Origin of the sequence: Kothea flammea (assembly GCF_052161645.1) — a bacterium.
GTDB lineage: Bacteria > Planctomycetota > Planctomycetia > Pirellulales > Pirellulaceae > Laterigemmans.
In genome coordinates this window covers 1,897,145-1,920,734 of record NZ_CP197414.1, presented here as the reverse complement: position 1 = coordinate 1,920,734, position 23,590 = coordinate 1,897,145, and the positions used below count along the sequence as shown (strand labels likewise).

16 protein-coding genes are annotated in these 23,590 nt (G+C 57.2%); 8 read left to right on the top strand and 8 right to left on the bottom strand.

Translation table 11 applies throughout. From position 1 onward, the window contains the following. Positions 1-372: 372 nt before the first annotated feature. The 6 genes from folE (at position 373) to SH139x_RS06805 (ending at position 7,682) form a co-directional block, all read left to right on the top strand. A complete protein-coding gene (gene folE, locus SH139x_RS06830) occupies positions 373-1,053 on the top strand; it encodes a GTP cyclohydrolase I FolE (protein ID WP_488354528.1) in 681 nt (226 codons plus the stop codon). Between the two features lie 218 nt (positions 1,054-1,271). Next, on the top strand, positions 1,272-4,358 hold the full coding sequence (locus tag SH139x_RS06825; protein WP_488354527.1) for an anaerobic glycerol-3-phosphate dehydrogenase subunit C: 3,087 nt from the start codon (positions 1,272-1,274) through the stop codon (positions 4,356-4,358). Positions 4,359-4,365: 7 nt separating this feature from the next. After that, complete coding sequence (locus tag SH139x_RS06820; RefSeq protein ID WP_488354526.1) at positions 4,366-4,623, top strand: MoaD/ThiS family protein; 258 nt, start codon at positions 4,366-4,368, stop codon at positions 4,621-4,623. A 2-nt stretch (positions 4,624-4,625) separates the two neighbouring features. After that, the gene (locus tag SH139x_RS06815; protein ID WP_488354525.1) at positions 4,626-5,057 is read left to right on the top strand and encodes a molybdenum cofactor biosynthesis protein MoaE; all 432 of its coding nucleotides are present in this window, start codon (positions 4,626-4,628) and stop codon (positions 5,055-5,057) included. Continuing rightward, entirely contained in the window at positions 5,054-6,241 is a 1,188-nt protein-coding gene (locus tag SH139x_RS06810) for an aminotransferase class V-fold PLP-dependent enzyme (protein WP_488354524.1), read from the top strand. The genes SH139x_RS06815 and SH139x_RS06810 overlap by 4 nt, the downstream gene beginning before the upstream one ends. Before the next feature lie 133 nt (positions 6,242-6,374). Beyond that, positions 6,375-7,682 (top strand): hypothetical protein, encoded by a 1,308-nt coding sequence (locus SH139x_RS06805; RefSeq protein WP_488354523.1) that lies wholly within the window; start codon positions 6,375-6,377, stop codon positions 7,680-7,682. Between the two features lie 543 nt (positions 7,683-8,225). On the opposite strand, the gene SH139x_RS06800 is transcribed toward SH139x_RS06805, so the two are convergent. The 7 genes from SH139x_RS06800 to SH139x_RS06770 all read right to left on the bottom strand — a co-directional run bounded on the left by SH139x_RS06800 (position 8,226) and on the right by SH139x_RS06770 (position 17,364). Further along, a complete protein-coding gene (locus tag SH139x_RS06800) occupies positions 8,226-9,338 on the bottom strand; it encodes a sulfite exporter TauE/SafE family protein (RefSeq protein ID WP_488354522.1) in 1,113 nt (370 codons plus the stop codon). Further along, a complete protein-coding gene (locus SH139x_RS06795) occupies positions 9,316-9,801 on the bottom strand; it encodes a MarR family winged helix-turn-helix transcriptional regulator (RefSeq protein WP_488354521.1) in 486 nt (161 codons plus the stop codon). Before SH139x_RS06795 ends, SH139x_RS06800 begins: the two co-directional genes overlap by 23 nt. A 102-nt stretch (positions 9,802-9,903) precedes the next feature. Beyond that, complete coding sequence (locus tag SH139x_RS06790; RefSeq protein WP_488354520.1) at positions 9,904-11,109, bottom strand: 3-keto-disaccharide hydrolase; 1,206 nt, start codon at positions 11,107-11,109, stop codon at positions 9,904-9,906. A 600-nt stretch (positions 11,110-11,709) separates the two neighbouring features. After that, on the bottom strand, positions 11,710-13,626 hold the full coding sequence (locus SH139x_RS06785; protein WP_488354519.1) for an FtsK/SpoIIIE domain-containing protein: 1,917 nt from the start codon (positions 13,624-13,626) through the stop codon (positions 11,710-11,712). After that, positions 13,626-15,635: an ATP-binding protein gene (locus SH139x_RS06780; protein WP_488354518.1), complete on the bottom strand. Its 2,010-nt coding sequence runs from the start codon at positions 15,633-15,635 to the stop codon at positions 13,626-13,628. Before SH139x_RS06780 ends, SH139x_RS06785 begins: the two co-directional genes overlap by 1 nt. Positions 15,636-15,643: 8 nt before the next feature. Then, positions 15,644-16,525, bottom strand: coding sequence for a hypothetical protein (locus tag SH139x_RS06775; protein ID WP_488354517.1), 882 nt, complete (start codon positions 16,523-16,525; stop codon positions 15,644-15,646). A 464-nt stretch (positions 16,526-16,989) separates the two neighbouring features. Then, complete coding sequence (locus SH139x_RS06770) at positions 16,990-17,364, bottom strand: hypothetical protein (protein ID WP_488354516.1); 375 nt, start codon at positions 17,362-17,364, stop codon at positions 16,990-16,992. Positions 17,365-17,824: 460 nt separating this feature from the next. Here SH139x_RS06770 and SH139x_RS06765 point away from each other — a divergent pair, with 460 nt between their 5' ends. Both SH139x_RS06765 and SH139x_RS06760 read left to right on the top strand, forming a co-directional pair. Continuing rightward, positions 17,825-19,297, top strand: a complete 1,473-nt coding sequence (locus SH139x_RS06765; RefSeq protein ID WP_488354515.1) for a TAXI family TRAP transporter solute-binding subunit — start codon at positions 17,825-17,827, stop codon at positions 19,295-19,297. A 56-nt stretch (positions 19,298-19,353) separates the two neighbouring features. Beyond that, positions 19,354-20,460 (top strand): tyrosine-type recombinase/integrase, encoded by a 1,107-nt coding sequence (locus SH139x_RS06760; RefSeq protein ID WP_488354514.1) that lies wholly within the window; start codon positions 19,354-19,356, stop codon positions 20,458-20,460. A gap of 552 nt (positions 20,461-21,012) precedes the next feature. Here the strand turns inward: SH139x_RS06760 and SH139x_RS06755 are convergent. Further along, positions 21,013-23,475, bottom strand: a complete 2,463-nt coding sequence (locus SH139x_RS06755) for a patatin-like phospholipase family protein (protein WP_488354513.1) — start codon at positions 23,473-23,475, stop codon at positions 21,013-21,015. Between the last annotated feature and the right edge of the window lie 115 nt (positions 23,476-23,590).

Here is a 23,590-nt window from a genome sequence, read left to right as displayed (position 1 = left end):
TCTCTTGGAAGCCTCAGAATGTTCGGGCTGACGCCCAAGCGGCTAGCGGCAACGATTGCGGAACTCTATTCCTGAACGACCTAATCCTTTAAAACTACCCGAATTGCCAACTGTTTCCTGCAACCAACCGCGTGCACGGTCCAGCTTGGATTGTCCTGCTATTTACACCGCGCTACGATAGTTTTGTTAGGAATTGGGGTCTGCGTCGAATGCCGCGCTAAGACTGTTGATTCAATCGTTTTTCCCTGGGGCATGCAAATCTTGATGTCCTGCTCTTGTTCACCCTCGACTTAGCCAACAGTGATGATCGGCTGGGACTGATTATCGGCTTTGCCGCGAGCTCCACTCATACCCTTGCCCCCAAAGGCAGACATGCATCGAGATTCGGAAACCACGACTACCACCTGTAACAACGGCAGTCCTTGCAATCACGGCGGTCCACGGACTGCCGGCGCATTGCACGTCGATCCCAATGAACCGCGAGCCGAAGGCGTCGACCTGAAGCGCATCGAATCGGCTGTGCGGGAAATTCTCGATGCCGTCGGCGAAGACCCCAATCGCGAAGGTTTATTGGAAACACCGGCCCGCGTGGCTCGCATGTACGCCGAAATGTTTGCCGGCTTAAAACACGACGCGGGCCGTCACCTGGCGAAGGTTTTCACGGAAAAGTATGACGAAATTGTGCTGGTCCGTGACATCAGTTTCTGCAGCATGTGCGAACACCACCTGCTGCCGTTCACCGGCACTGCCCACATCGGCTACTTGCCCAGTGGCCGCGTGGTCGGGCTCAGCAAGCTGGCTCGCGTCGTCGAAGAGGTCGCCCGGCGTCCGCAAGTTCAGGAGCGGATGACCGAGACGATTGCCGATTTGATTGAAGATCGCCTTGGCGCTCGCGGCGTTGCCGTGGTCTGCGAAGCGACGCATAGCTGCATGACGATGCGAGGCGTGCGGAAGCCTGGTAGCTTGTGCGTAACCAGCGCGATGCGAGGCCAATTTCGCGAAGACCCCTCGTCACGGGCCGAAGTGCTGAATCTGATTAACCGCGGAGCTTAGCAGCGGCGGCGAACAACGCGAGCCAACTGCGTTCGGCCAAAAGATTCAAATCATTTTTGAATTTAGTAACCAACGCGGTGGGGACCTTGGCGAAGGGTGAGCCCGGGGACTCTCGTGAATTCTGCCGGCAATGATTAGACTGCAAAGCGTGTGGCACGGGGTGTCCGTGGCCACCGGAAACAAACGCAAGGTGGCGTTGTCTGGGCAGCGGAACCTGCATGGATCTCGAGCAAACCCGAGTGCAAGACGACCTCCGCGGCATCATCGAAGGTGATGTCGTGTTTGGAGATTTGTACGCGCAGATGTACGCCACCGATGCCAGCATCTACCAAGTGCGGCCGTTTGGTGTCGTCCGCCCCCGCTCGGCCGAGGATGTCGCCGCGGTGGTTCGCTACGCGGCTGAGCATAATTTCTCAGTCTACGCGCGGGGTGCCGGCAGTTCGCTCGCGGGGGCCTCGCTCGGCCGTGGCATCATTATTGACTTTTCCCGCTACATGCGTCGCTGGCGAATGCAAGACAACCACCGCGTGGTGGTGCAACCGGGCGTCGTGTTGGCCAGTCTCAACCGAGACCTGCGAACTCGTGGGCGATTGTTTGGCCCCGATCCGGCGACCCGCAGCGTTACAACGATGGGCAGCGTGATCGCTCAAGACGCTTCGGGCAGCCACCTGCTGCGTTACGGCTCGGCCCGCGATAATTTGAAATCACTGCAAATCGTCACCAGCGCCGGAGAGTTGCTGGAAATCTCCCAAAGTAGGCCCACTGGCAGTGGCACCACCGGCAGATTGGCTGCGGAAGTCAGTCGCATTGCCAAGCGACATCGCAAGGAGTTAGCGGGCGAGGCGTCAGGCAGCCCAAAACTGGCGGGCAGCAACGAACATCGTTTTCTGCAAAGCCGGGGCGGCTATGCGCTACAGCGGGCCGTGGCCGGAGACGGCGTCGATTTGACGCAGTTAATTGCCGGCTCCGAGGGCTCGTTGGCGCTAATCACCGAAGCGACGATTGAAACGAATCCGCTGCCCAGCCACCGCGGCGTCGTGCTGTTATTTTTTCGCCGCATCGAAGCCGCCGCGCGGGGCGCGCTGCTGGCCACCGCTCAAGGGGTCGTGGCTTGCGATTTGATGGATCGCAGGTTGCTCGAAATCGCTCGCGAGACCGATCCCCGCTACGACCAGTTGATCCCTCGCGAAGCTGAAGCGATGCTGCTGGCTGAGCTGCAGGGGGAGGGTTTGCCCGAACTGCGTGATCGGCTGCGGGCCTTAGCGGCGGAGATTTGCGAAAGCCACCAGCTGGCGTTCGCGATGCGGATGACGACAGAGCAATCAGAACGGGATTTCTATTGGCGTTTGTCGCGGCGGGTAATTCCCCGCTTATACCGCCTCAAAGGCAACTCGCGGCCACTTCCGTTCGTCGAGGACATGGCGGTTCCCCCCACGCGGCTGCCCGAATTTTTAGTCGCCGTGCAGGAGGTGCTAAAGCAACATCAAGTGACAGCCACCGTGTTTGCCCACGCCGGCCATGGGCAAGTCCACCTGCGGCCCTTCCTCGACTTGGCCAGTAGCGAAGATCAGAAAAAGATCGCCCCCTTGGCGGAAGCGTTGTTCACTTCCTTGTTGAACTTCAACGGTCGAGTTTGCGGAGAGCAGGGAGCCGGGCTGAGCCGCACCGCGCTGCTGCGTCGCCAACTCGGTGCCGCCTGGCCAGCGATGCTAGAAATCAAACGTTTGTTCGATCCTGCCAACACGCTGAATCCCGACAAATTCATCACCAGCCGGTTGCCTCGCCCCGACGAAAATTTGCGAACCGTGCTTTCCCAAATCGAACTGCAGCCCTCGGAAGATTTGGGGGACGGTCCCCACAGCCCGCCTGCCAGCTTGGCGGCGACGCCAGCGGCGGCGACTGTGCTGAGTGAACCCAGTTCGGCGGTGATGCCGGGCGAGGCGTTGCTGCTTCCCCGCACCAGCAACAGTTCTCCGACGGTCGTGCTGCCGTTGATCCAAAATTGGGCGGGCGAAGCTTCGCTCGAGCGAGTGACTCGAGAATGCAACGGGTGCGGTCGTTGCCGCACGACGGCTCCCAACGAACGGATGTGCCCGGTGTTCCGCGCGATCCCCTCTGAGGAAGCCTCCCCGCGCGCCAAAGCCAATTTGATGCGGGGCGTCTTGACCGGCGATCTGCCCCCCGAGACGCTGGTCAGCGAAGCGATGAAAGAGGTCGCCGATCTCTGCTTTCATTGTCATCAATGCCGCCTCGAATGCCCGGCCAGCGTCGACATTCCCAAATTAGTCGGTGAGATCAAAGGCAATTATGTGGCGACCAATGGGTTGCCACTTTCCGATCTCTGGTTCTGTCGCCTTGACGCCATCACGGCGCTCGCCGGCCGCGCGCCGACACTAGCCAATTGGCTTAATCGCAACGGTTTTGTGCGTTGGTTGCTGGAACGCAGCTTGGGGCTGAGCAAAGCGAGAAAGATTCCCGACTTTGCAACACGCAGCTTCATGCGCGACGCCGCTCGCCGGAGACTGAACCGCATCACGCCCAAATCAGACCGTAAACGAGTGGTCTATTTTGTCGATCAATACGTCAATTGGCACGATCCCCAACTGGGTCGCGCCTTTGTCGACGTAATGCAGCACAATAACTTTGACGTCTACGTGCCGCCCAAACAAATTCCTTGCGGGATGACCCAGATCGCCGCCGGAGATTTGAAAGGCGCCCGCAAACGAGCGCGTCACAACGTGCGTATTTTGGCCGAAGCGATCCGGGCCGGCTACCAAGTGGTGGCGACCGAACCGACCGCCGTCCTCTGCCTGACTCGCGAATACCTCAATCTGCTCGACAGCGAAGACGCCCATTTGGTGGCCGAGAACAGTTTTGAAGCTTGCCGTTTTCTCTGGAACCTGCATTGCCGCAACACCCTGGCGTTGGATTTCCAGCCCGTTCCGGCGCGCGTCTCCTACCACCAACCGTGCCACGTGCGGGCGATCGACAGCGGCTCTCCAGGACCGCAACTGATGCGGTTGTTGCCCAGGTTGAATGTGGAGGAAGTCGATAAAGGCTGCACGGGAATGGCCGGAACCTGGGGGTTGCAAAAAAAGAATTACCGCAACAGCCTCAGAATCGGCTGGCCGCTGATTTCGACGTTGCGTAAATCGGCGGCGCGGACCGCGGCAACCGAATGCAGCGCCTGTAAAATGCAAATCGAACACGGCACCGGAATCAACACCGTGCATCCCGTCAAGTTACTCGCTTACGCCTACGGAAAGCTACCGGAACTGGGGGCCGCCCTAGGGGCGAGAGGCTGAGCATCTCATGCGTTACATCGAAGTCCAATTGTTCGCCGGAGCAGCCGCTGCCGCACAGCAAAACCTGCTGCGAGTGGAACTGCCCAGCCCAGACACAGCCCTAACAGCCCAAGAGTTACTTGCTCAGTTGGCCGCTTGCTGTCCACCGCTAGCTCCCCTGCTGGGCAGTTGCCGCTTAGCCGTCAATGGTCGCTACGTGGGTAACGATGCTATGCTTGATCCGGCTGCTGAGATTGCCTTGATTCCGCCAGTCAGCGGTGGTTAAGCATGCCATCCACTAACTGCCAGACCAGCATCGAACTTACCGACGATCCACTCGACGCCGCGGCGATCCTCGCCCTGGTCGCTGACGACGATTGCGGCGCCCAAATGATTTTTCTTGGCTGTACCCGCCGCACGACCGGGGAGAGAATCACCCAGCGGCTGACCTACGAGGCCTACCGCTCGATGGCCATCAGCGAACTTCGCGGGCTGGCCGAGCAGGCCGCCAATCGCTGGAAGTTACGTCACTTGGCAATCTACCATCGGCTTGGTGAAGTCGCGGTTGGGCAAGCAAGCGTGGCGATTGCCGCCTCCAGCCCACATCGGCCCGACGTGATGGCGGCAATTCCTTGGCTCATGGATCGGCTCAAGGAAGCGGTGCCAATCTGGAAACAAGAGACCTTTGCCGACGGCTCTTCCGCTTGGATTCACCCATGAATTCCCCGCATTCAGACTCCCCGCGGCTGTATTTCGACCACGCCGCCACCGGTTGGCCGAAAACCGAAGCGGTGTACCGGGCGGTTGAGCTGGAAATGCGTCGCGGCGGGGCCGCTGCGGGGCGAGGGGTTTATCGCCAAGCGGTCCACAGCGGCGAAATTTTGGCCAACTGTCGCAGCCGAGCGGCCCAAGTTTTTAATTCCGATCCGCACGGTCACTGGGTGCTGACCAGCAATGGTACTCATGCCTTGAATCTCGCCCTGCACGGGCTGCTGAGCCCGGGGGACCAAGCGATTACCACGGCGGCTGACCACAACAGCGTGCTCCGCCCGCTGGAATGGCTGCGCGGGCATCATCAGGTCGCCTACCATGTCGTGCCCTGCGATCAACTGGGACAAGTAACGGTCGACGATGTGCTGAACAGCCTGCAGCCCCACACCCGGTTGCTGGCCATCTCACATGCTTCCAATGTCACCGGCGCGATCCAACCGATCGCCGATATCGCCGCTGGTTTATGGGAACGCTACTCCGAAGACGCGCGACCGCTGTTGCTCGTCGATGCGGCTCAGACCGCCGGCTTATTACCGATTGATCTAACGCAACTAGGGATCGATGTCTTGGCCACTCCTGGCCACAAGTCACTCGGCGGCCCCCTGGGCACCGGGCTGCTGTATCTCGCACCCCGCGCGGCTGCCGTAGTTCGCCCCCACCTTCAAGGCGGCACCGGTACGGTCTCGGACCAATTAGAAATGCCGACGGAACTCCCCGCGGCGTTGGAAGCGGGCAACGCGAACGTGCCAGCCTTGGCAGGTTTGGCTGTCGCGCTCCAGCAAGTTGCTGATCGCGATCTCGCCAGCCTCGCCGCACAACTCGCGCAGCGAACTGTCGAATTAATGACTCGGCTGCAGCAATTACCGGGGGTTCGCGTCATCAGTGGCGGGCAACTGCCGATCGTATCGTTAATCTGTAAGTTCTATTCCCCGCAGGAGCTGGCCGCATTGTTGGATGCCGAGTTCGGCATTGAAACGCGGGCTGGCCTGCATTGTGCTCCGCTGATTCACGAGACCCTGGACAGCTGCCCGGCGGGCACTTTGAGAATTAGTTTCTCCGCCGAGACCACCGAAGACGAGTTGGAGCAGTTGTGCGACGCCTTGTCCGCGATCAGCACGGCAATGGTCGAGTAGCTGGTAGATGAAGGTTTCGCGTATTTTGTTGACCGTCAAATTGCGTCGATCTGGAGCGTTTCGTATGATGCCAGTTCACGGCAGGGAAAATGCCTCCACTAAAATTGAGGATGAGATTTTGGGAAGCCTGGAAATGCGCAAGACGATTGGTACGAGCCTGCTGGCTGGTTGGTTGACCGCTGCGGTACTGCTCTCCAGCGGTAGCAACGCTTACGCTCAGCTCGATGACCTGTTTGATCTGGAGGAACCGGCCCCCAGCTTACCAGCAGCAAATCCGATCAAACCGGCCGGCCCGGCCACTGTGCTGCCGCCGGCCCCAGCGACTCCCGCCCTGGACGGAGCTCTCGCTCCGCAGCCCGAAACGGTCGACTTGCCCGCCGCCACCGAACTGCCGCCACTGACGCTGCGACAATGGGTGCGACTCGGTTCCGGCGGTCGTTTGCTCGGCAAGGTTGTTACCCTGGCAGCCGACGGCAGCATGCTTCCGTGCGGGGAAACCCGCGTGTCGCTCGTCCAAAACGGCCAGGTGCTGACGTCGCAACGCGCCGACGCGGATGGCGAATTTGAGTTCCGCGGCGTGACTCCCGGAGTCATCACGATCGTTGCTTCCGAGTCAACCTGCTTTGCGGCTTACCCGCTGACCGTCGTCGGTGGCGATCAAATCGGGGAAACAGCCGAGCCGCTGACAATTGCTGCAATTTCACAACTTCCCTCGCCACGTCGGCAAGCGTTGGTGGCCAGCCTTACCTCCGCACGACGTTCGCCACAGGCCAGCCCCCCCTCGCGTTTCGTCCCCTCCGCTCGGCAAACACTCGACACCTTTCGCGTCGCCATGACCCCGGAAGGTGGCGTCAGCGGCGCGGTATTGATTCCTGGGCTCACGCAAGCGCCGGTGGATATGTCGCAAATGCTGGTGCGAGCGGTGCGTGATAACCAAGTCGTGGGCGAAGCTCGCGTTACCGCTGACGGATCATTTTCACTCGACGATTTGGGTCCCGGCCCGGTTGGCATCATTTTCTTTGGACCGCTGGGATTTGCCGCCACGGCCATTGAATTGGTTCCCGCTGATGCGCGTTCAGCGTCCCTCAGCAACGCAACCAAACAGCGATTGGTGGCAAACCTGCAATCAACCTCCGCCCCTGGGATCAACTTGGAAATCGCACCCCTGGCAGACGTCTCTTCGGTTGTGATGAATGAACCGAGCGAAGAAGCTGGCGACGGTTCGCTGCCTCTGGAAGTTCCCGCACCGCCCACACCGGGAGGCGGCATTGCGGGCGGGTCAGGTGGAGGATTTGGTGGAGGAGGTGGAGGAGCCGGGGGTGGCGGACTTGGAGGCATTGGTGGATTAGCGGCCATCGGAGCGATCATTGCTGCCGTTGCAGCCAGTGGCGATGATGAGCCCCCCTTCATTCCCACCCCGGTCAGCCCGGCAATTCCCTAAAGTCTCCTTTCGCTCCGCCGAAAGTAAACAAAGTCTCCTTTCGCTCCGCCGAAAGCAAGCAAAGTCTCCTCTCGCTCCGCCGAAAGTAAGCAAAGTCTCCTTTCGCTCCGCCGAAAGCAAGCAAAGTCTCCTTTCGCTCCGCCGAAAGTAAGCAAAGTCTCCTTTCGCTCCGCCGAAAGTAAACAAAGTCTCCTCTCGCTCCGCCGAAAGTAAACAAAGTCTCCTCTCGCTCCGCCGAAAGTAAACAAAGTCTCCTTTCGCTCCGCCGAAAGTAAACAAAGTCTCCTTTCGCTCCGCCGAAAGCAAGCAAAGTCTCCTCTCGCTCCGCCGAAAGTAAGCAAAGTCTCCTCTCGCTCCGCCGAAAGTACCCTCTGTGCCAACATGAGCGAGACAACTTTGAGTTTATTCAAAGTTGAGGGCACGGAGAGTTTCCATGACCGAGAATGCCGACAAAGAAGTTGCGAAAAATCCTAAGGTGACAGAGAAAGCGACACGTCGTCGCTTCTCGGCCGATTGCAAACAAGTCACCACAATTTGCGGAGCTCAATGCTCCTCCGCCGGGATCACTGCCGCCGAAGGGTTGCCATGTTTACTCGCATCAAAACGAGTGGGATCGTGGGAGAAGGCAACATCGCGTCCCAGGAAGTAAAGCAAGTGGAAGATCGCGTTGATGCCCAGCACCCCGGCGATCGCAATGGACAAGCCAACCCCGCTTAACTCCTCATGGATGACCGTCCAAACAAATTGCCCAATGCACAGCAGCGACACAATCAATAAAGTCGGTTTGCGGGAAACCAACTGCACGACAAATGCGCCCAGTGGGGCTCCCAACGCCACAACCGGCGCCGCCGCCAACCAGTTTGCATAGACCTCCGGATCAAGGTAGTAACGACTGGGGTTTACATACGAAAGCGCCACATTGACGGCAATTCCCACAACCGAAGTGAAAGCCATCAAGACCACGGAAGTTGGAATCGCGATTTTCAAATCAGCGCGGTACAGCAACACCAGCGTTGCATAGACAATCATGTCGATTCCCACACCCGTTATCGAAGCCACGATTCCCCCCGTGACTCCGACGGCGAATCCCAAAATGCTATTTCGACCCTGCCACCGCCGGCTCACGCCTTGAGCGTTGATTAACTCTGTCAACTTGACCAAGTGCATCAAACCAAAGCTGCACCAGATCATGGCAAAGGCCAGCTTGACCCAAATGTCGGGCATGAACGGGGCCACAGCCACAGCGCCCAAGGGAGTTCCCAACAACGCGCCCCATAAAGCTGGTTTTAACAAGCCCCAATAAACCGGCTTGCGTGACGAGAAAATATAAATGCTGGCCGACACCATCCCAACCGACTGCACAGCCAACCCAAAATTTCGCCCCAACGATCCCGGCAACTCGAACAATAACACCAATACCGGAAAACCAACCGTCCCGCCTCCCATCGGTGTTGAGCCGGCAATATAAGATCCGAAAGCCATCGCTGCGGCGATCGGCCAATGCGAGCGCACAGTTTGCCAATCATTATTGACAACGACCAGCAATATCCAGCCGAAAAAAAACACCACTAGCCAAGCGACGAAAGGGAGCAGTTGTCGCAATTGGGAGCAACCAGTTCTATCCACGATCGGCTCATCCATCGAGCTGGTCTTCATGCGGTTTTCGAGCCAGCTTCAGCAAGCGAGCCAGCTCGGCCAATTGACGCGAACTGAGATGGCCCAATTGACGCTTGTTCATTTCCAGCACCAACGGGGACATCTTGCTCAGCAGCGCGATTCCCTGCTTGGTGATCGTTACTTCCACCACGCGACGGTTCGCTGCCGATCGACTCCGCTCGATCAAGCCTCGCTTGCCCAAGCGATCAAGCATCCGCGTGGTGTCGGGCGAACGAGAGACCAGGCTCCGGCCCAAGTCCATCGTCCGCATGCCGGCCGGGTGGGCCACTTCCAACAGACGCAGCGCGTTGTATTGCTGCGCGGAAAGTTCAAACCGGCCAAAGAGCTCTTCTTCGATTGCCTTCAAACGATCATAGGTCCTCCATAATTGGAGAAACACCTCTTGCTCCGCGGAGTCAAACTCCGGCACATTCCCTCGGTCGTTCGTCGCTGGCTTGTCCATGATGCGGCAATGCTTGTTGAAACAACAGTTGTTTAGACAACTAATGTTAGCAAGCCGTCAAGCCAACTGCCAGCTACCGCGTGAATGCTATCGAAAAGCTCATCACAGCTCACGAATACGGATGTTTCGAAAGCGAATATCGTTGGGTTGACCATGATCCTGGAACCCAATGTAACCTGACAGGGGACGATCTTTCATCGGCGTTTGATCCAATTGCACATCAATGATCGGTTCGCCATTGAGTTCGACTTGCAGATGCTGGCCGATGCAGGTGACGACCATGCGATTCCACTCTCCTGGTGGCCGCGACATGTTTTTGCTCGCCGCCGCCTCGGTACCGACGATTCCGCCGTGATCATGTGAACCCAGTGGGCCTTGCTTTTTCGAGGAATCAAGTATTTGAGCCTCAATACCTTGTTTGACTGGATTGCCGCGATCGGCCACTCGGAAATAAACGCCGCTGTTTCCCCCGGGCGGGTAAGCGTATTCCACGTCCAGCACGAAATCCTTGTATTCGCGTTCCGACCACAGATAAGCATCATAGCGCTGCCACCCCTTTTCGCCCTCGCGTGGCTTAATGGTCAGCACACCATCATCCTCCTGCACCCAGTTGCCAGTCGTCTGCCAACCCGACAAGTCGCTGCCGTTATACAGCGGTTTAAATTCACTCAAATCTCGCAGGCGAATATTTTTCCAGCGAACTTCATAGGGTCCTTGCCCCGGTCCGATCCCGTGGACTTGCAAGCCGATAAAGCCTTTCGGGTGCGAGGCGAAGCGTTCGGGGTGGACCAAGTCGGAAATTTGCTGGCCATTAATCCAGGTTTGAATACGATCACCGTAAGCAACGATGTGATAAGCATTCCATTCACCATCGCGAAAATGATTATGGGGCTTGCGATCTTCGTCTGGGGTCATCCATCCGCCAGCCGCCTCGCCGTAAACGTAACCCGCCATTTTGTCAGTGGAAATTTCCACTTGCGGCCCGTTCACGCGTGCTTGCGGATCATCGTTTTTCGTCTGCGAACGAATCTGCACACCGGAGTTCAGTCGCGAGTCGACTTTGACTTCGAAGAACAATTCAAAATCGCCATACTGCTGATCGGTACAGAGAAACGAGTTGGGGCTACCCTCGGAGGTCTTGCCCACGATGGCCTCATCTTCGACGCGATAACTGGCCGTCCCGTTGCGTTGTGTCCAACCCGAAAGATCTTTGCCGTTGAAGAGGTCGACCAAGCCAACCGCATCGTCGGCTCTCAGCGACGGCGAGTAGATCAGCAAACCGGCGACGGCGAACAGGGCTAATTTCATGTTTTGGATTCCATGGTGGGAGGGAGGGGGGGAGGGGAGTTCTTGCGGTAGCGGTTAAGCCAATCGGCTATCGCCGGAAACCGCACCACCATCTTAAACACTTTCCGCAGCGCCGCGTAAACATTGGCACCGAAAGGGGACAAACCACGGCCCCCGTTAGCGGTTAGCGGTTAGCGGTTAGCGGTTAGCCCCTAAGGGAGACTCGCTCCCTTCTCCCCCGAAACTGGCCTGCAAGCGAGCGTTTCGCAAGCGAAAATTCAATTCAGACCAGTTTTGGGGGAGAAGGGCTGAGGATAAGGGGGCCCGGCAGGCAGTGACGTCTTTTGCCCGCGAATCACCCGAATCAGCCCGAATAGAAGACGCCCTGCTAATCATCAAGCATCATTTGCAATGCATTGGCGTTGATTAGCCTAATGAGCGGGCACCATTTCGTGATAGTCCATGCTGAACAAATCCAATCCCAACACTGGACGACATCTCAAAGTCCCTGTGCATAAACCGCTCGGGTGCCTGAGGTCATGAAGCAGTTTGCGAGGTCCATTCCCCAACGTGGCAAAGCTGACGCTACCGAAGCCTCGAACCAACTTTCATATTGCACCACTAATTGCCAACCACAGCCTCCGAAGCGGAAAACAGTCGCTTGCGTTCTTCATCGGGCAAAAAAACCGCCTGATAACGTTTTGGTGGGCCGATGTCTTTGTATAGCAGATCGCCTTTCAACAACAGGTTCTCGGCACCAGGCTCCCCCAGAAGCATCCGACTTTCGACGGCCGATGTCATCGTCAGGCCAACCCTTCCTGGAAGATTCGTTTGAATCGCGCCCGTGATCGTCCTACGACTTGGCTGCTGGGTTGCCAAGATCAAATGAATTCCGCTGGCTCGCGCTTTGGCCCCCAGTCTTGTGATCCGATTTTCGATCGCGGTTCGCTGTGCAGTCGATCCCAGCATCAAATCCGCGTATTCGTCACAAACACAGACGATACGCGGAATTGATTTCCCTGTTCGATCGATCAATTCGGCGAGCGATGCGGCTCCTTCCAACAATGCATAACGGCGTTCCATCTCGTCAATCAATTCATCCAAGACATCCATCACTTCGGCGTCCGAATCACCAGGGAAGACCACTGGATGTCGGAGATATGGCGAGCCCTGGAGATCGTGAAAAGCGACTCGCTTGGGATCGATCGCCACAAGCTGTAATGTTTGAGGCGTATTGGTCGCGATCAGCCCAGCCACGGCCGTGCGCAACCACTCGCTTTTTCCACTTCCCGACGTCCCGGCTACCAGCATGTGATAGCTGGCCGTGTCTGCTAGATCCGCCGTTCTCAGCTCGCCATCAAGTCCAACACCGACGAGAAGTTCTGAGCACCCATGGATCGGCTTGGATTGCGGTAAGTCGATTGACGACCACGGAACAAACTCTCGATCTAGTCGCTGCACATCAATCGTGATCGACGAGCCAGTTTGAATTACAGGCGGCCGCTCGAGCTGCAATCGCAACTGCAGAATCTCGCCACTTGACAAAAACTTCTTGGGCGAAACGCCGCGGGCCGGGTTCAACGTAAAACGAATAAACGTGGGGCCGACAACGGGATCGCACACAAAGCTAGCTTCGCAGCCCGCCTCACCAAGAGCGGACCGCAACCGTTTCGACATTTCAGCCAGGTTTGTTGCTTGCGTCGGGAGGCTTTTTCCTGCTGCCGCCGGCGTTCCGACGCTGTGCTCAAGCGAATTGCTCCCAGCACGGACGATCGGCGCACGAGCAACACCGGCCAACTTGCCAATGAGTGTTTTTAGTTGTTGATGCAGATGGGTGAGCTGCGTTCCGCTCAATACTTGCTCAGACTTTTCCGGCAAGAAGCTAATTACTGCTAGCGAATCCTGATCACTCGCTCCTGACATCCAATGATATAAGGCCGTTTGACACAGGTCCACTTCCGGCGAAGTCTTACCAAGTTTGTATTCGATGACGCAGCAACGGCCATTTGGCGCCGACAAAACAGTATCTGCGATTCCAAGAAGTACCACGGGCTTCGTCCATGCGGGATCCGTCAATTCTAAGCGGAGTGGGACTTCCGTTTGAAACCAGCCGACAAAATCACGAGGGTTGAAATGGCATCCTTCCCGCAGTTGTCGCTGTCTGTAATCCCAAAACAGTTGCACCAGCCAATCTGTCGCTTCACCCAGAGCCGTCCACAAGTCCAGTACATTTTCGCCATGACCATTAAGCGCCGCCGCGTTGCTCATGAGGTACGGCCCCAGGGTCTTGCGATAGGCAAAATCCTTCAATTCAAGGGCCCAACTTTCCTGCGATGCACGGCTGAAGAGATTGCATAAATCTTGCTCGTCGGCCACCAACAGCGATGCCATGAAGCGATGAAAGACCGTGCCTAAATCAGCACGCGAGGAACGACCTTCGCCGCAACTGGACTGAGAAAAATAGATCGCATTACGAACATCGCTCACAGAGATTTCGACATAATCCTGACGGCCATTTTTGATTCGTTTTTGCGTCATCAGATCTGCCCCCCGCCAAACGATTCACTTTCATTCGCGGTAAAAGACGCATGAACGACGCGAAACAGGATGGCTGTTTCCCCTTGAATCATTCCCAGCCGGTCTGTCGCCGAACCGGCTAGTTCCGCTATCTGTGATTCACTGAGTCCAGTCTCTTGGGCGACCTTCGCAAGTGGCGCAAGCGGCTCGGTGCTAAGGTAATCCAGCAGCGTGTCCACTCCTGACTGGTCGGACGGTGAATCCTCCAGCCAACCAGGGCGTGCTGGTAAACGAAACTCGTCGATCCACTCACGCGTCACCGCATCAAGGTTGTTTGCCAACCACTGGCGTACGGTAGAGACGCCGATCGTCTTTCCGCCGAAAGCAAGATCACCACACGTTGCATCCGCGATCAGTGACCGCACCGCTTCCAGGACCGCCATCACTTCGCGAGTCGGCCGCAGTAGCACTCCATCCTCTTTCGTCAATTCGTCAATACGTTTTCTGGTTGCTACGGCACCCGGTGTAATCGGCAGTCGACCATCCCGAACCAACACCAGCTTTTGCAACTTGAAAGCGGGACGTTTCTTTAGCAAACGATTCAGCCGTGCCGCGAGACCTGTCATGCTCGGCTGATTGCAAAGTGCTACGCCAACCCGAGCCTCACCGTCCGGCCCGACAAGCACCAGTTCAATGTCACGTTGAGCATTGTGAGGACCGACCGGATATTCAGTGGTCCATCCCTTTTCCACGATCGGCAGCAATTGAGGTAGCGTCGCAGCGATCAAGTCATCGGTATCTTCAGGCTTTTGAGTCCTAATTGCTTCTTCGACTCGCTTTTCATATTCCTCCCCAACCGGAGAGGCTACAGGCAAAGTTCCTTGCTCGACGACTTTCCCGCGAAGCTGGTCGAAACGTGTTGCCGCCGCGTGCAGTAACTCGCGCGGCGTTAACCTCGATCCAAACAGAGACTCGTCATCACCGAACGGCCAACGATCGTCCTGCCCCGCAGCTTTGGCTGTTGCGGCAATCGCCCGCACGCGAGATCGAATGACCTGCCGCATTTCCTGCGAATGGAGCCTTGCCAGCGCCGTCTGGCCACCTGAGACAAGTCGCGGACGATCTTGTGCTCGAACCTCATTGTCCGCGAAGTTTGCCAGGACGCAGGAAATGACTGCGACGCAAGTTTCGTCAGTAAGATTGGCCACTGCTTGAGCGAGATACCAGACGGGGCGGCGAGTCGAATCTTCGACTTCGATCGCCTCAATTTGGTCAAAACAAAACACGATCGGAATGGTCGGTCCCGCAATGTTGCAAAGCGACGTGACCGCTGCAAACGCGTCGTCCTCGTTATCGGGCGCGTAGTGGCTTGGATCAATATTCCCAAACAATCGACGAAAGCCATCTTCGCTGACCAAACCGCCGCAGAGATAGGCACGAACATGCCGTCGGTGTTCGCCGCGAATGAACCATTCAAGCACCTGCGTAAAGTCATCGCGAAGCTGCAGTTCCATCGCCAACCCATGCCACGCTTCGATCAATTCCTCCATGCGATTCTCACGATGATGCTCCCACCATAATGCCAGATCCGCGTGCCCATCGCACTGAGTTGCCAATCGCTTGGCTAGCACGTGATCCAATTGCGTGAGCCCATCAGGCATCGGCCGCATCAGGTCCATTACCAGTTCGCTACGAATCTTTCGCCAGATCCGGCCGGAAGATGTCCGCATCCGCAAGTAGACGAAAATCTGCCAATCGTCTTCGAGGTCCGGATAGGTTTCGGTATCAGTTAATTGTCTTTGCAGCCGTGCCAACAAATGTGTCTTGCCGCTACCCTGTTCACCGAAAATTAGTACCGATGAACTGCGAGCCTCTTGCCGAACTGTCTCAACCGCTCGTAAGCAAAGTTCAAACACGTCGCTGTGAATCTCGCGAACATCCGCTGCCGAACTACGCCACGCATCGGGCACAATGCCTCCTAAAAAAGGATTCGGCAATGATGGGGCCAGAACTGAACTTGCGATTGCCATGTTTCCCGTTACCTCCTCACGATCAGCATGTCGTAAATCTTTTCATCGCCAGCAAGCTTACGGTGTTCACGCTCCTGGTCATCGAGCGAACCTGGATCAGGGTGCAACGTTAAGTCGATCCTCGCAGCTCGCTCAAGCTGCATGATCGCTGCGTCGAATGCCTCGCGGGACATCCGAAAACTGGAGTAATCCCTCAGTTCAATCAGTGGCACGATCATTTCTCCGGGCCGCAGCTCTCCTATCGCCTGAAAAACCAACTCGGCGTCCGGCGATCCTTCTGAGCTCGTCGAGAGGCTCTCACTTGATTCACTCCCCTCACGCGATTCACCGGCTGACCCAGCTTGGCCGACCAGGGCACGAATTTCATCAACCGCCATCGCGCAACGGCTGGCGATCTGCTCCAATGCATCCTCCAGCAACACTCGAGCATCGATTGGATCGGCCGAGAAAAGTTTAGCTCGGCTACGAATGAGACTTCCAGAGTACATGCGACCAGCGCGAACTAACTGAGAGATCAAGTCCTCGATCGCTTTATTGCTCAAGCCCTTCAGGCGACTCTTTACTTGGTTGCGAAGCTCTGCCTTACTCAGTTGCTTTCCGGATGCTTGGCTAAGCAAAACCTGTTCGGCGTAATCCTGAAGTGAATGAATCCAGTATCGATTTGCTTTGGACCGATAAGGAGCGAACTGAGTCACTTTGCTTTGATCAATCAGCTCCTGCAGTGTTCGCTTGAGCGATTCGTCATCTTTTTGGTACGGTCCCGGAAGTTGCCGACGCAGTTCCGGATAAGCCACAGGTTCAGGAAACGCAGCCAGCGTTCGGACAATGACATCCGCTAGCGCGCCACGCGTCTGTTTTGCCTCGATCGGTTCAACCAACGACTCTGACATCACCCATCTCCAAGTGGAATCGGACTGCTGTTTGTAGCAGCTTAACACATCCCCAAGGGCGTGTGTTCAATGGCCCTGGCCGCATCATGGGTTGCCGCCGTTCGACACGGCTCGCTCGTCAAATCTTCGTTTGCGGACCAAAAATAGAAAGACTCGCTCCCTTCTCCCCCGGATCCTTTCCTGCAAGCGAGCCTTTCGCAAGCGAAGAGAGATCCTATTCAGGCCAATTTTGGGGAAGAAGGGCTGGGGATGAGGGGGCCCGCCTGTCGGTGACCTATTAGGCCCGCGAAATATTAGCCCCACGAATGAGCGCGAATGATCGCGAATGAGCGCGAATGATCGCAAATCGAAAACGCCCTGCTAATCATCAAGCAGCATTTGCAATGCATTCGCATTGATTAGCCTAATGAGCGGGCAACATCTCGTGATAGTCCATGCTGAACAAATCCAACCGCGACACTGGACTACATCTCAAAGTCCCTGTGCATAAACCGCTCGGGGTGCCTGAGGTCATGAGGCAGTTTGCGTGGTCCATTGCCCAACCCGACCAAGTGATAATTAGCTGGCTCCTGGAATCGCCCGCAACAGCAGGCAAACACCCGCAAAAAGCCAGACCTATCTTTTGCAACACCGAACACAAGGCCTGACCCCAGCGAAGCCTCCTCGAGTTTCCAACCCAGCACGACGCGGCTGAACTCCTGCTCCAGCTGTCCTTTGCGCGGCTGTTTGATCGATGTCGCCAACTGCAAAGAACCTTCCAGCGGATGATAGGCAAAGATGATCTGCGTCGCCGGACGAATCGTGACCGGCGTCAATCTGCCGCTGAATAAGCGAGACAAAACGGCGGCACCGCGCAGCAGACATCACATCGATTTGTTGAGACCGAAGTGGCGCGGAGCGAGTGATGGCCGGATGAGCTAAGCCGCGCGTCGATACGATCGAAGCAAACCACCAAGTCGCTCCGTCGTTTCGATCTCAGCATCCAAGTCTGGTGGACGATCCATGGGCACGATCAGCTCGTTGTCGAAACCCTGCTTGTTGCCGAGGCCCAGGCCTTGGCGGAGGTTGCTGACAGGACAGGTTCCGCGGCAGTGGTGGAGACGTTAGGCTGGGGCAAGCTGGCGTAAAATGCGCAATCTGTCGTTGAGGCGTTTTCCGATCACGGGAATCTGGTTCGGGTTCGCTGGATATCCCGCCCTGGTGGCGATACTCTAGTTACCATGGATATGAGATCGCTGGTCGCATCGCACGCGGTAGCAGCATCGTCGTGTCAGGAAGCGTTGGGAGGAAATGGCGAGAATGCCAAAGGACTCGTTGAAACAATTCATAAGCCGTTCTCGAACCCGTTTGACGGTTCTCTTGCTACTGGGAGTGGCATTGATCGTGGTCGGGCTGGTCGCACGTTTCTGGGAGACCCAACCAAGAGGCCATCAGCTTCGCGCCACAGGGGGCATTTCGGGACTGAACCGGTATGGCGTCGCCGAGTACCTGGCGCGACACGACGGAGAACTTGGCCTCGAAATCGAGGTGATACCGACCGAAGGCTCGAGCGAAGCGATACAGCAACTGAACAATCGTAAGATCGACATGGCCTTGGTGAATGGGCTGTTACGGAGGCCGGGATCTCGTGAAATCCGTCAAGTCGCTGTGATCACAGTTGAAGCCGTTCACTTGCTGGTAAAACAAGAATTTGCCTCCGAGGTCGCGGGCGACTTCAGTCAACTGCAAGGTTTGTCCGTCAGCTTGGGTCCAGCCGGCAGCGAAACAGAACTCATTACCAGTGCGGTGTTGAAATTCTGCGGCTTGAGCATTAGCCCCAACAGACCAATTCATCAACTTCGTATCGATCGGCAGGGGATCAACGAACTGCTTGCAACACTTAACGATCTCGAACAGGGCTCGCCCGCACGAGCGTCGGAACTGAGGAACACGCTACCAGATGTCGTGATTCACTCCTCGACGCTTCCCTCTCCGCTGGCTCGCCAGTTGATCCACATTGGCGAATACCGACTGATCCCCCTGCCGTTTGCGGACGCCTTTTCAAGAATCACCGTCAAAGAGGAAGAACTCGATCAGGATCACATTGACGAGGTGCATGTCGTGCCGGCGACGATCCCCGCGTTCATGTACGGAGCCGCACCGCCTGTGCCTGCCAGCGACGTTCCAACGCTGGGATGCCCCCTGATTCTCGTCGCACATGACGACGTGCCAAATCCAGCAGTCGCTCGGCTATTGCCTCACATTTTTGAGGGTCCCGTGGAACGTGTCTTTCATCCCCCAGCGATTGCCAAGAGTGCCGCGTCCTACCCCTGGCACGCCGCTTCATTGGCCTACCGCGACAAAGATAAGCCACTGGTGCGAGCCGACATCGCCAGATTGATTCAACAACTGTCGAGCGTGATTGCGCCTCTGTTCGGAGGTTGCCTTGCCCTTTACGGTTTTTATCGGTGGCGACAGACGTTGCGATTCATCGAGTACTTCGAACAGCTCCGGGAACTAGACCAGCAAGCCAAGGGGCTAACAGATGACGATGTGGTGACTCCTGCCGAAGCTGAGTTGGCCCGCCGCCTAGAAGCCCAACTGACACGACTCCAGCAACTCGCGGTCACGGATTTTTGCCGGAACTACTTTCGCGGCGAAGGAGTTCTCCAGAATTTTCTTCAGTTACTGGCAGAGACACGCGATTTCCTGAGGGCGTCTCAGCAAAGCACGATCTCGAATCAGCCACTGCCCCCAAAGGAACCACCAAGCACCGCGGATCCACAGACCTGAAAACTGCCCTTTGCAAAAACTGCGTTCGCACCAAATCCGAGGCAGTGTGGACTAGATTGCTTCAGCGATTTTCTGCTGTCGATCGTTGGCACAGACGGCGGAATGTGTTGGCCTACATGCGGGCTTACATCGCCGAGCGAACCGACTGGCGGAAGCCTGAGAACTACAAGCAGGCCGTTGACCACCTGGAAGCCTTCTTGAGGCGAGACATTCCGCTGACCACGGTGACCAAGGGGGACATGGAGCGTTGGCACCGCTGGATGCACGACGATCCCAAAGGACCAAAGCTGTCTCCTAATACGTCCGGACAAAACGTTAAACGCGTCCGTCAGATCATGGCCCAGGCGATCGACGACCAATTGATCACCAGCAACCCATTTTCCGGGATCAAGATCGACCTCCGCAGCGACAAGACAAAAAACCGGTTCATCGACGAGCATCAAGCGGTCGCTATCCTCGATGCTTGCCCTGACCAGGAGCGGCGGGTCCTGTTTGCCCTTTCGCGGTACGGCGGCCTGCGGTGCCCCTCTGAGTCGCTGCGACTGCGGTGGTCCGACATTCAATGGGAACGGGAGCGGTTCAAGGTGACCGCCCCTAAGACTGCCCGATATGGCAAGGGCGAGCGGATTGTCCCACTTTGGCCACAGTTACTTGCCGAGCTGAGCGAGCTGTTTGGCATAGTGAAGCCGGGAGTTGATTGCCCCGCCGACGCGTTCGTGATTCAGCGTTACCGAGACACCGAAGGTAACCTACGGACCACGTTCGCCAAAATCGTGGGCCGGGCTGGCGTCCCCAGCTTCCCCAAGCCGTTCATGGCACTGAGGGCCAGCCGCCGCACCGAGTTGGAGCGCACTGGGCGATTCGCCAACCACGTCTTGAATGACTGGTTTGGTCACAGCGGTGCGATTGCCGAGCCCCACTACCTTCAGACTACCGAAGCAGACTTCACGGAGGCGTCATCCGAGGGCCCGAGGGGCAATTTTGAGGGGCAACCCCTAAGCGACGTAGAGCAGCGGGAAACCGCCGAGGGGCAATCGCTAGGGCAGCGGAAGTCCCCTACAGCAACCAAGGACAGCGAAAAAGCACGAAAAAACCCGCATCTGACAACCGGCGATGGTGTCAGATGCGGGTATGTATACACCCCAGAGGATTCGAACCTCTAACCTTCGGTTCCGTAGGCCAACCCATTACTCAAAAATGGATTGCGTTGCGAAGGATGTAAGTGGTGATTTGACAATGGTTTGCGTGAATGATGGCGTCGCTTTCAGCTTCGCCTCACTTCGCATATTCTCCATAGTTTTGTGCCGCTGGCAACCGTTTCTGTGCCACTTTCTGTGCCACTTTCTGTGCCACTTCGGAACGCACGGCCTCGCTCACGTAGCAGCAAGGCCTTCGTTCAACTGACATCGTCCGGCAGCTCGAAAATTTTCAGCTAAGTCGCATCGGTGCCCCTTCGCGAGAGACACCGACGCGCCGAAGCATGGTGGTGAACATGCGTTCGGTTGGTCCAACCGACGCAGGTTACGGAGGACCCAGTCGACGTTGCTTAGGGCTGCGAATTGGCCATACGCCTGAACGGCGATCACCGTGCTAGCCGGGAGACGAGTCGGACGAGCTCCCCGGCCGCCGAGGTTCAGCTCAGCGTCGCTGCCTCCGAGACCCGGAGCAAATGCCTTTTTCGATCAGTTGGCTCCGGATCGATTCACAGACTATCGCTAATCCGTCGGCTTACCCCAAGTCCAGCGGCATTCGTAACGACGGTTGGGCTCCGGATTGATCAGGCGGAAGGTGGCTACCGATCCCATCGCAACGCGAACGGTGGCGGCGGGGACAACGATTTCGGATAACTCCGGTTTTCCGATCGGGTGGCTGCTCACTTCAAACAGGCCGTACTCTCGGTTTTCAGGCATCAGTAGCCAAACCTGTAGCAAGCCAGTCTTCGTTCGGACTTTGAAGTTAAAGCGGCCTCTATCGCCAAAGGCGCTCGCCATCTCCGACGGAAGGATCGATTGGCTGACAATGTCAGCATGACTGTTCAGCGGCACATGACTGAAGTCCAGTTGCAGTTGCCATCGATACAGGCCGTCGTCAAGTTCCATATAAGATAACCTCGGATTCAGCGTTGCGGATTTGCAGTCGACCAGATAGCGGTCGACCGCAAAGTCTCGCTGCAGCCGCAATTCCGAATTGTTTTCCGAGTCCGGTAGGCGACGCACACGCGTGCGGCTGTAGCCCATGGCCGATGACTCGGAGTCTGAACCGGTCCAGCCGCGAAGATCAAACACTCTTGAATCCGAAATCACGTTGAACCCCGATTGGTCGGGCTCATCCATCGCGGCAACTGCCTCATACTCCATCGGAGTGAACGCAGAGGTGCCGTCATGTTGAAGCAGGTCGAGCACGCGGCGATAATCGGGGTTCAGCTGCGCCACCGCCGATAGAACTTCCTGCTGCTGTCTGATTCGCTCGCTGCGCTGCAAAACGAAGTAAGGGATTCCCACGGCCAGGCAGGCGACTAACAAGAGCCAGGCGTACGATGGCCAGTCACGAAGGCTGAACAGGGTGCTAAATATCTTCCGCTTCGACGAATCTCTCAGCTGTCGAGCCGTAATCAAGGCGGAAGACTTCGACTCACGCCGGTCGACTTGCCCTGCCGCCGGGGGCAACGGATTCCACGGCATCCCGGTGGGCACGTCCGTGTCCGCCAACTCGGGGTTTTGACGGCAAATCTGGCGGGCTACGCAATAGCCGTGCTGCACCAGCGCAGAGATTTCCAGATCCGAGAAATGGTCCAAATCGGTGCGAATTCTGGACGCCTGGCGTTGCACCTCGGGATCGAGCGCGTGGGGATCCTTCGCGTGATTTACCACGTCGAAGATCGGGATGAAGACCACTCCCGAGGCGTGTTCAAACACCTCCGACTCCAACTGCCAAACGCGATCCATCAAAATGTCGGACGACCGAAGTGCGGTGCTGACCAAGCCGCCGCCACGAGAATCGGGACTGACTTTGAATTTGCCTCCCGCGTCACTGACCAAGATGCCATCGAATGTCTTCCGGCTTATTCGCAGGCAGGGCTTGCCGATGACTTGGCGCAACGCCGCATCGACAATCAGTCGATTGAGCCACAATTGGTCACCCACTTCGGGTTCCCGCCGAGAATCCATCACGTAGTTGAGCACTGTCTGGGCCGACGGGTCGGTAAGCTCGATGTTCTCAAAAACCGGATCATGGTACAGCTTTTCGGAGCGGATCACTTCCCGCAGTCCAAGGATCATGGCGCTGGCAAACGGATCAGCCTCCGATGCCGTCGGGCCCTGATCGACCTCGGTAACGCAACTGTCTACCAGCTTCCTCAGTCGACTCAGCGGCGTGTCGGTCGGTAGCGTTTCGGCGGAGCGGAGCGCGGTCATGACGCCCTCGAACTCGAGGAAGTCGCTTTCTTGCAGCGGCGTGTTGAGTCGCACCCCTCGCTCCATGCAGCGAAACATGCGCAATCCCAGGTTGTCGTAGACGCCACCGTCCGTGAAGGCTTGACGGGTAAATTCGCCGACGTCGGCGCCCACGTCCCATCCGGTAAGCACCAGCGGCGGAAAGAAACCGGGAAAGCAAGAGGATGCAGCCACCGCCATGGGAACCGTGGCGAGCCCCGCTTGCACTCGCTCAAAACGATCGCGGCGACCAGCGACGCGGCGTTGCATGAGCAATCCGTTTCGATTAAACGAGCAGAGACAACCTTCGCTCAGATTGGTCGACAGAATGTGTAACCGTGGATGGTCCGGCAACTGCGAAAGCGGCGTGTCTCCAAACAGGAAACGTTCGTAATACCGCTCCAGCAAGCCAGCGCGCGTCCATTGCCTGCGCTGCCCCAGTAGAAGCATGGACCTAACTTTGTTGCCTGCCGCCGCGAGGGGAAACCGGCGCACGATACGGTTGCGCACATCTAGCTGAACAAAACGGATGATCTCTGCGGCCGCTTCATCGAACTCCTCGGGGGTACCGCTGTAGCGATCCCAATTCGATACCAGATGTGCACCGAGAATGCTGCCGCCAGAGACCGTCGTGATGTGAGTGATCTTCGAAAGCACTCCAGCGTCTCTCAAGCACCGGACGACCCCGAGGTGATAAAGCGTCGCTCGAAATCCCCCGCCGGAAAGCGCTAATCCATATCGATTCATCGCGGTTAACAATCTCTCACGTTGTTGCTGGGGACGGTCACCAAGTCACGAGACCTCTGCGACACAAAGTGAATCGTGCACGCGTTCAGTTCCAGTTTAGTTGGGTCGGGCTGGT

What these genes read in the sequence shown, in the direction of transcription:
- SH139x_RS06820 (WP_488354526.1), top strand. Translation starts at nt 4,366, where the DNA reads ATGCGTTACATCGAAGTCCAATTGTTCGCCGGAGCAGCCGCTGCCGCA.
- SH139x_RS06825 (WP_488354527.1), top strand. Translation starts at nt 1,272, where the DNA reads ATGGATCTCGAGCAAACCCGAGTGCAAGACGACCTCCGCGGCATCATC.
- SH139x_RS06800 (WP_488354522.1), bottom strand. Translation starts at nt 9,338, where the DNA reads ATGAAGACCAGCTCGATGGATGAGCCGATCGTGGATAGAACTGGTTGC.
- SH139x_RS06775 (WP_488354517.1), bottom strand. Translation starts at nt 16,525, where the DNA reads ATGTCAGAGTCGTTGGTTGAACCGATCGAGGCAAAACAGACGCGTGGC.
- SH139x_RS06815 (WP_488354525.1), top strand. Translation starts at nt 4,626, where the DNA reads ATGCCATCCACTAACTGCCAGACCAGCATCGAACTTACCGACGATCCA.
- SH139x_RS06810 (WP_488354524.1), top strand. Translation starts at nt 5,054, where the DNA reads ATGAATTCCCCGCATTCAGACTCCCCGCGGCTGTATTTCGACCACGCC.
- folE (WP_488354528.1), top strand. Translation starts at nt 373, where the DNA reads ATGCATCGAGATTCGGAAACCACGACTACCACCTGTAACAACGGCAGT.
- SH139x_RS06785 (WP_488354519.1), bottom strand. Translation starts at nt 13,626, where the DNA reads ATGACGCAAAAACGAATCAAAAATGGCCGTCAGGATTATGTCGAAATC.
- SH139x_RS06780 (WP_488354518.1), bottom strand. Translation starts at nt 15,635, where the DNA reads ATGGCAATCGCAAGTTCAGTTCTGGCCCCATCATTGCCGAATCCTTTT.
- SH139x_RS06790 (WP_488354520.1), bottom strand. Translation starts at nt 11,109, where the DNA reads ATGAAATTAGCCCTGTTCGCCGTCGCCGGTTTGCTGATCTACTCGCCG.
- SH139x_RS06765 (WP_488354515.1), top strand. Translation starts at nt 17,825, where the DNA reads ATGCCAAAGGACTCGTTGAAACAATTCATAAGCCGTTCTCGAACCCGT.
- SH139x_RS06795 (WP_488354521.1), bottom strand. Translation starts at nt 9,801, where the DNA reads ATGGACAAGCCAGCGACGAACGACCGAGGGAATGTGCCGGAGTTTGAC.
- SH139x_RS06805 (WP_488354523.1), top strand. Translation starts at nt 6,375, where the DNA reads ATGCGCAAGACGATTGGTACGAGCCTGCTGGCTGGTTGGTTGACCGCT.
- SH139x_RS06755 (WP_488354513.1), bottom strand. Translation starts at nt 23,475, where the DNA reads ATGAATCGATATGGATTAGCGCTTTCCGGCGGGGGATTTCGAGCGACG.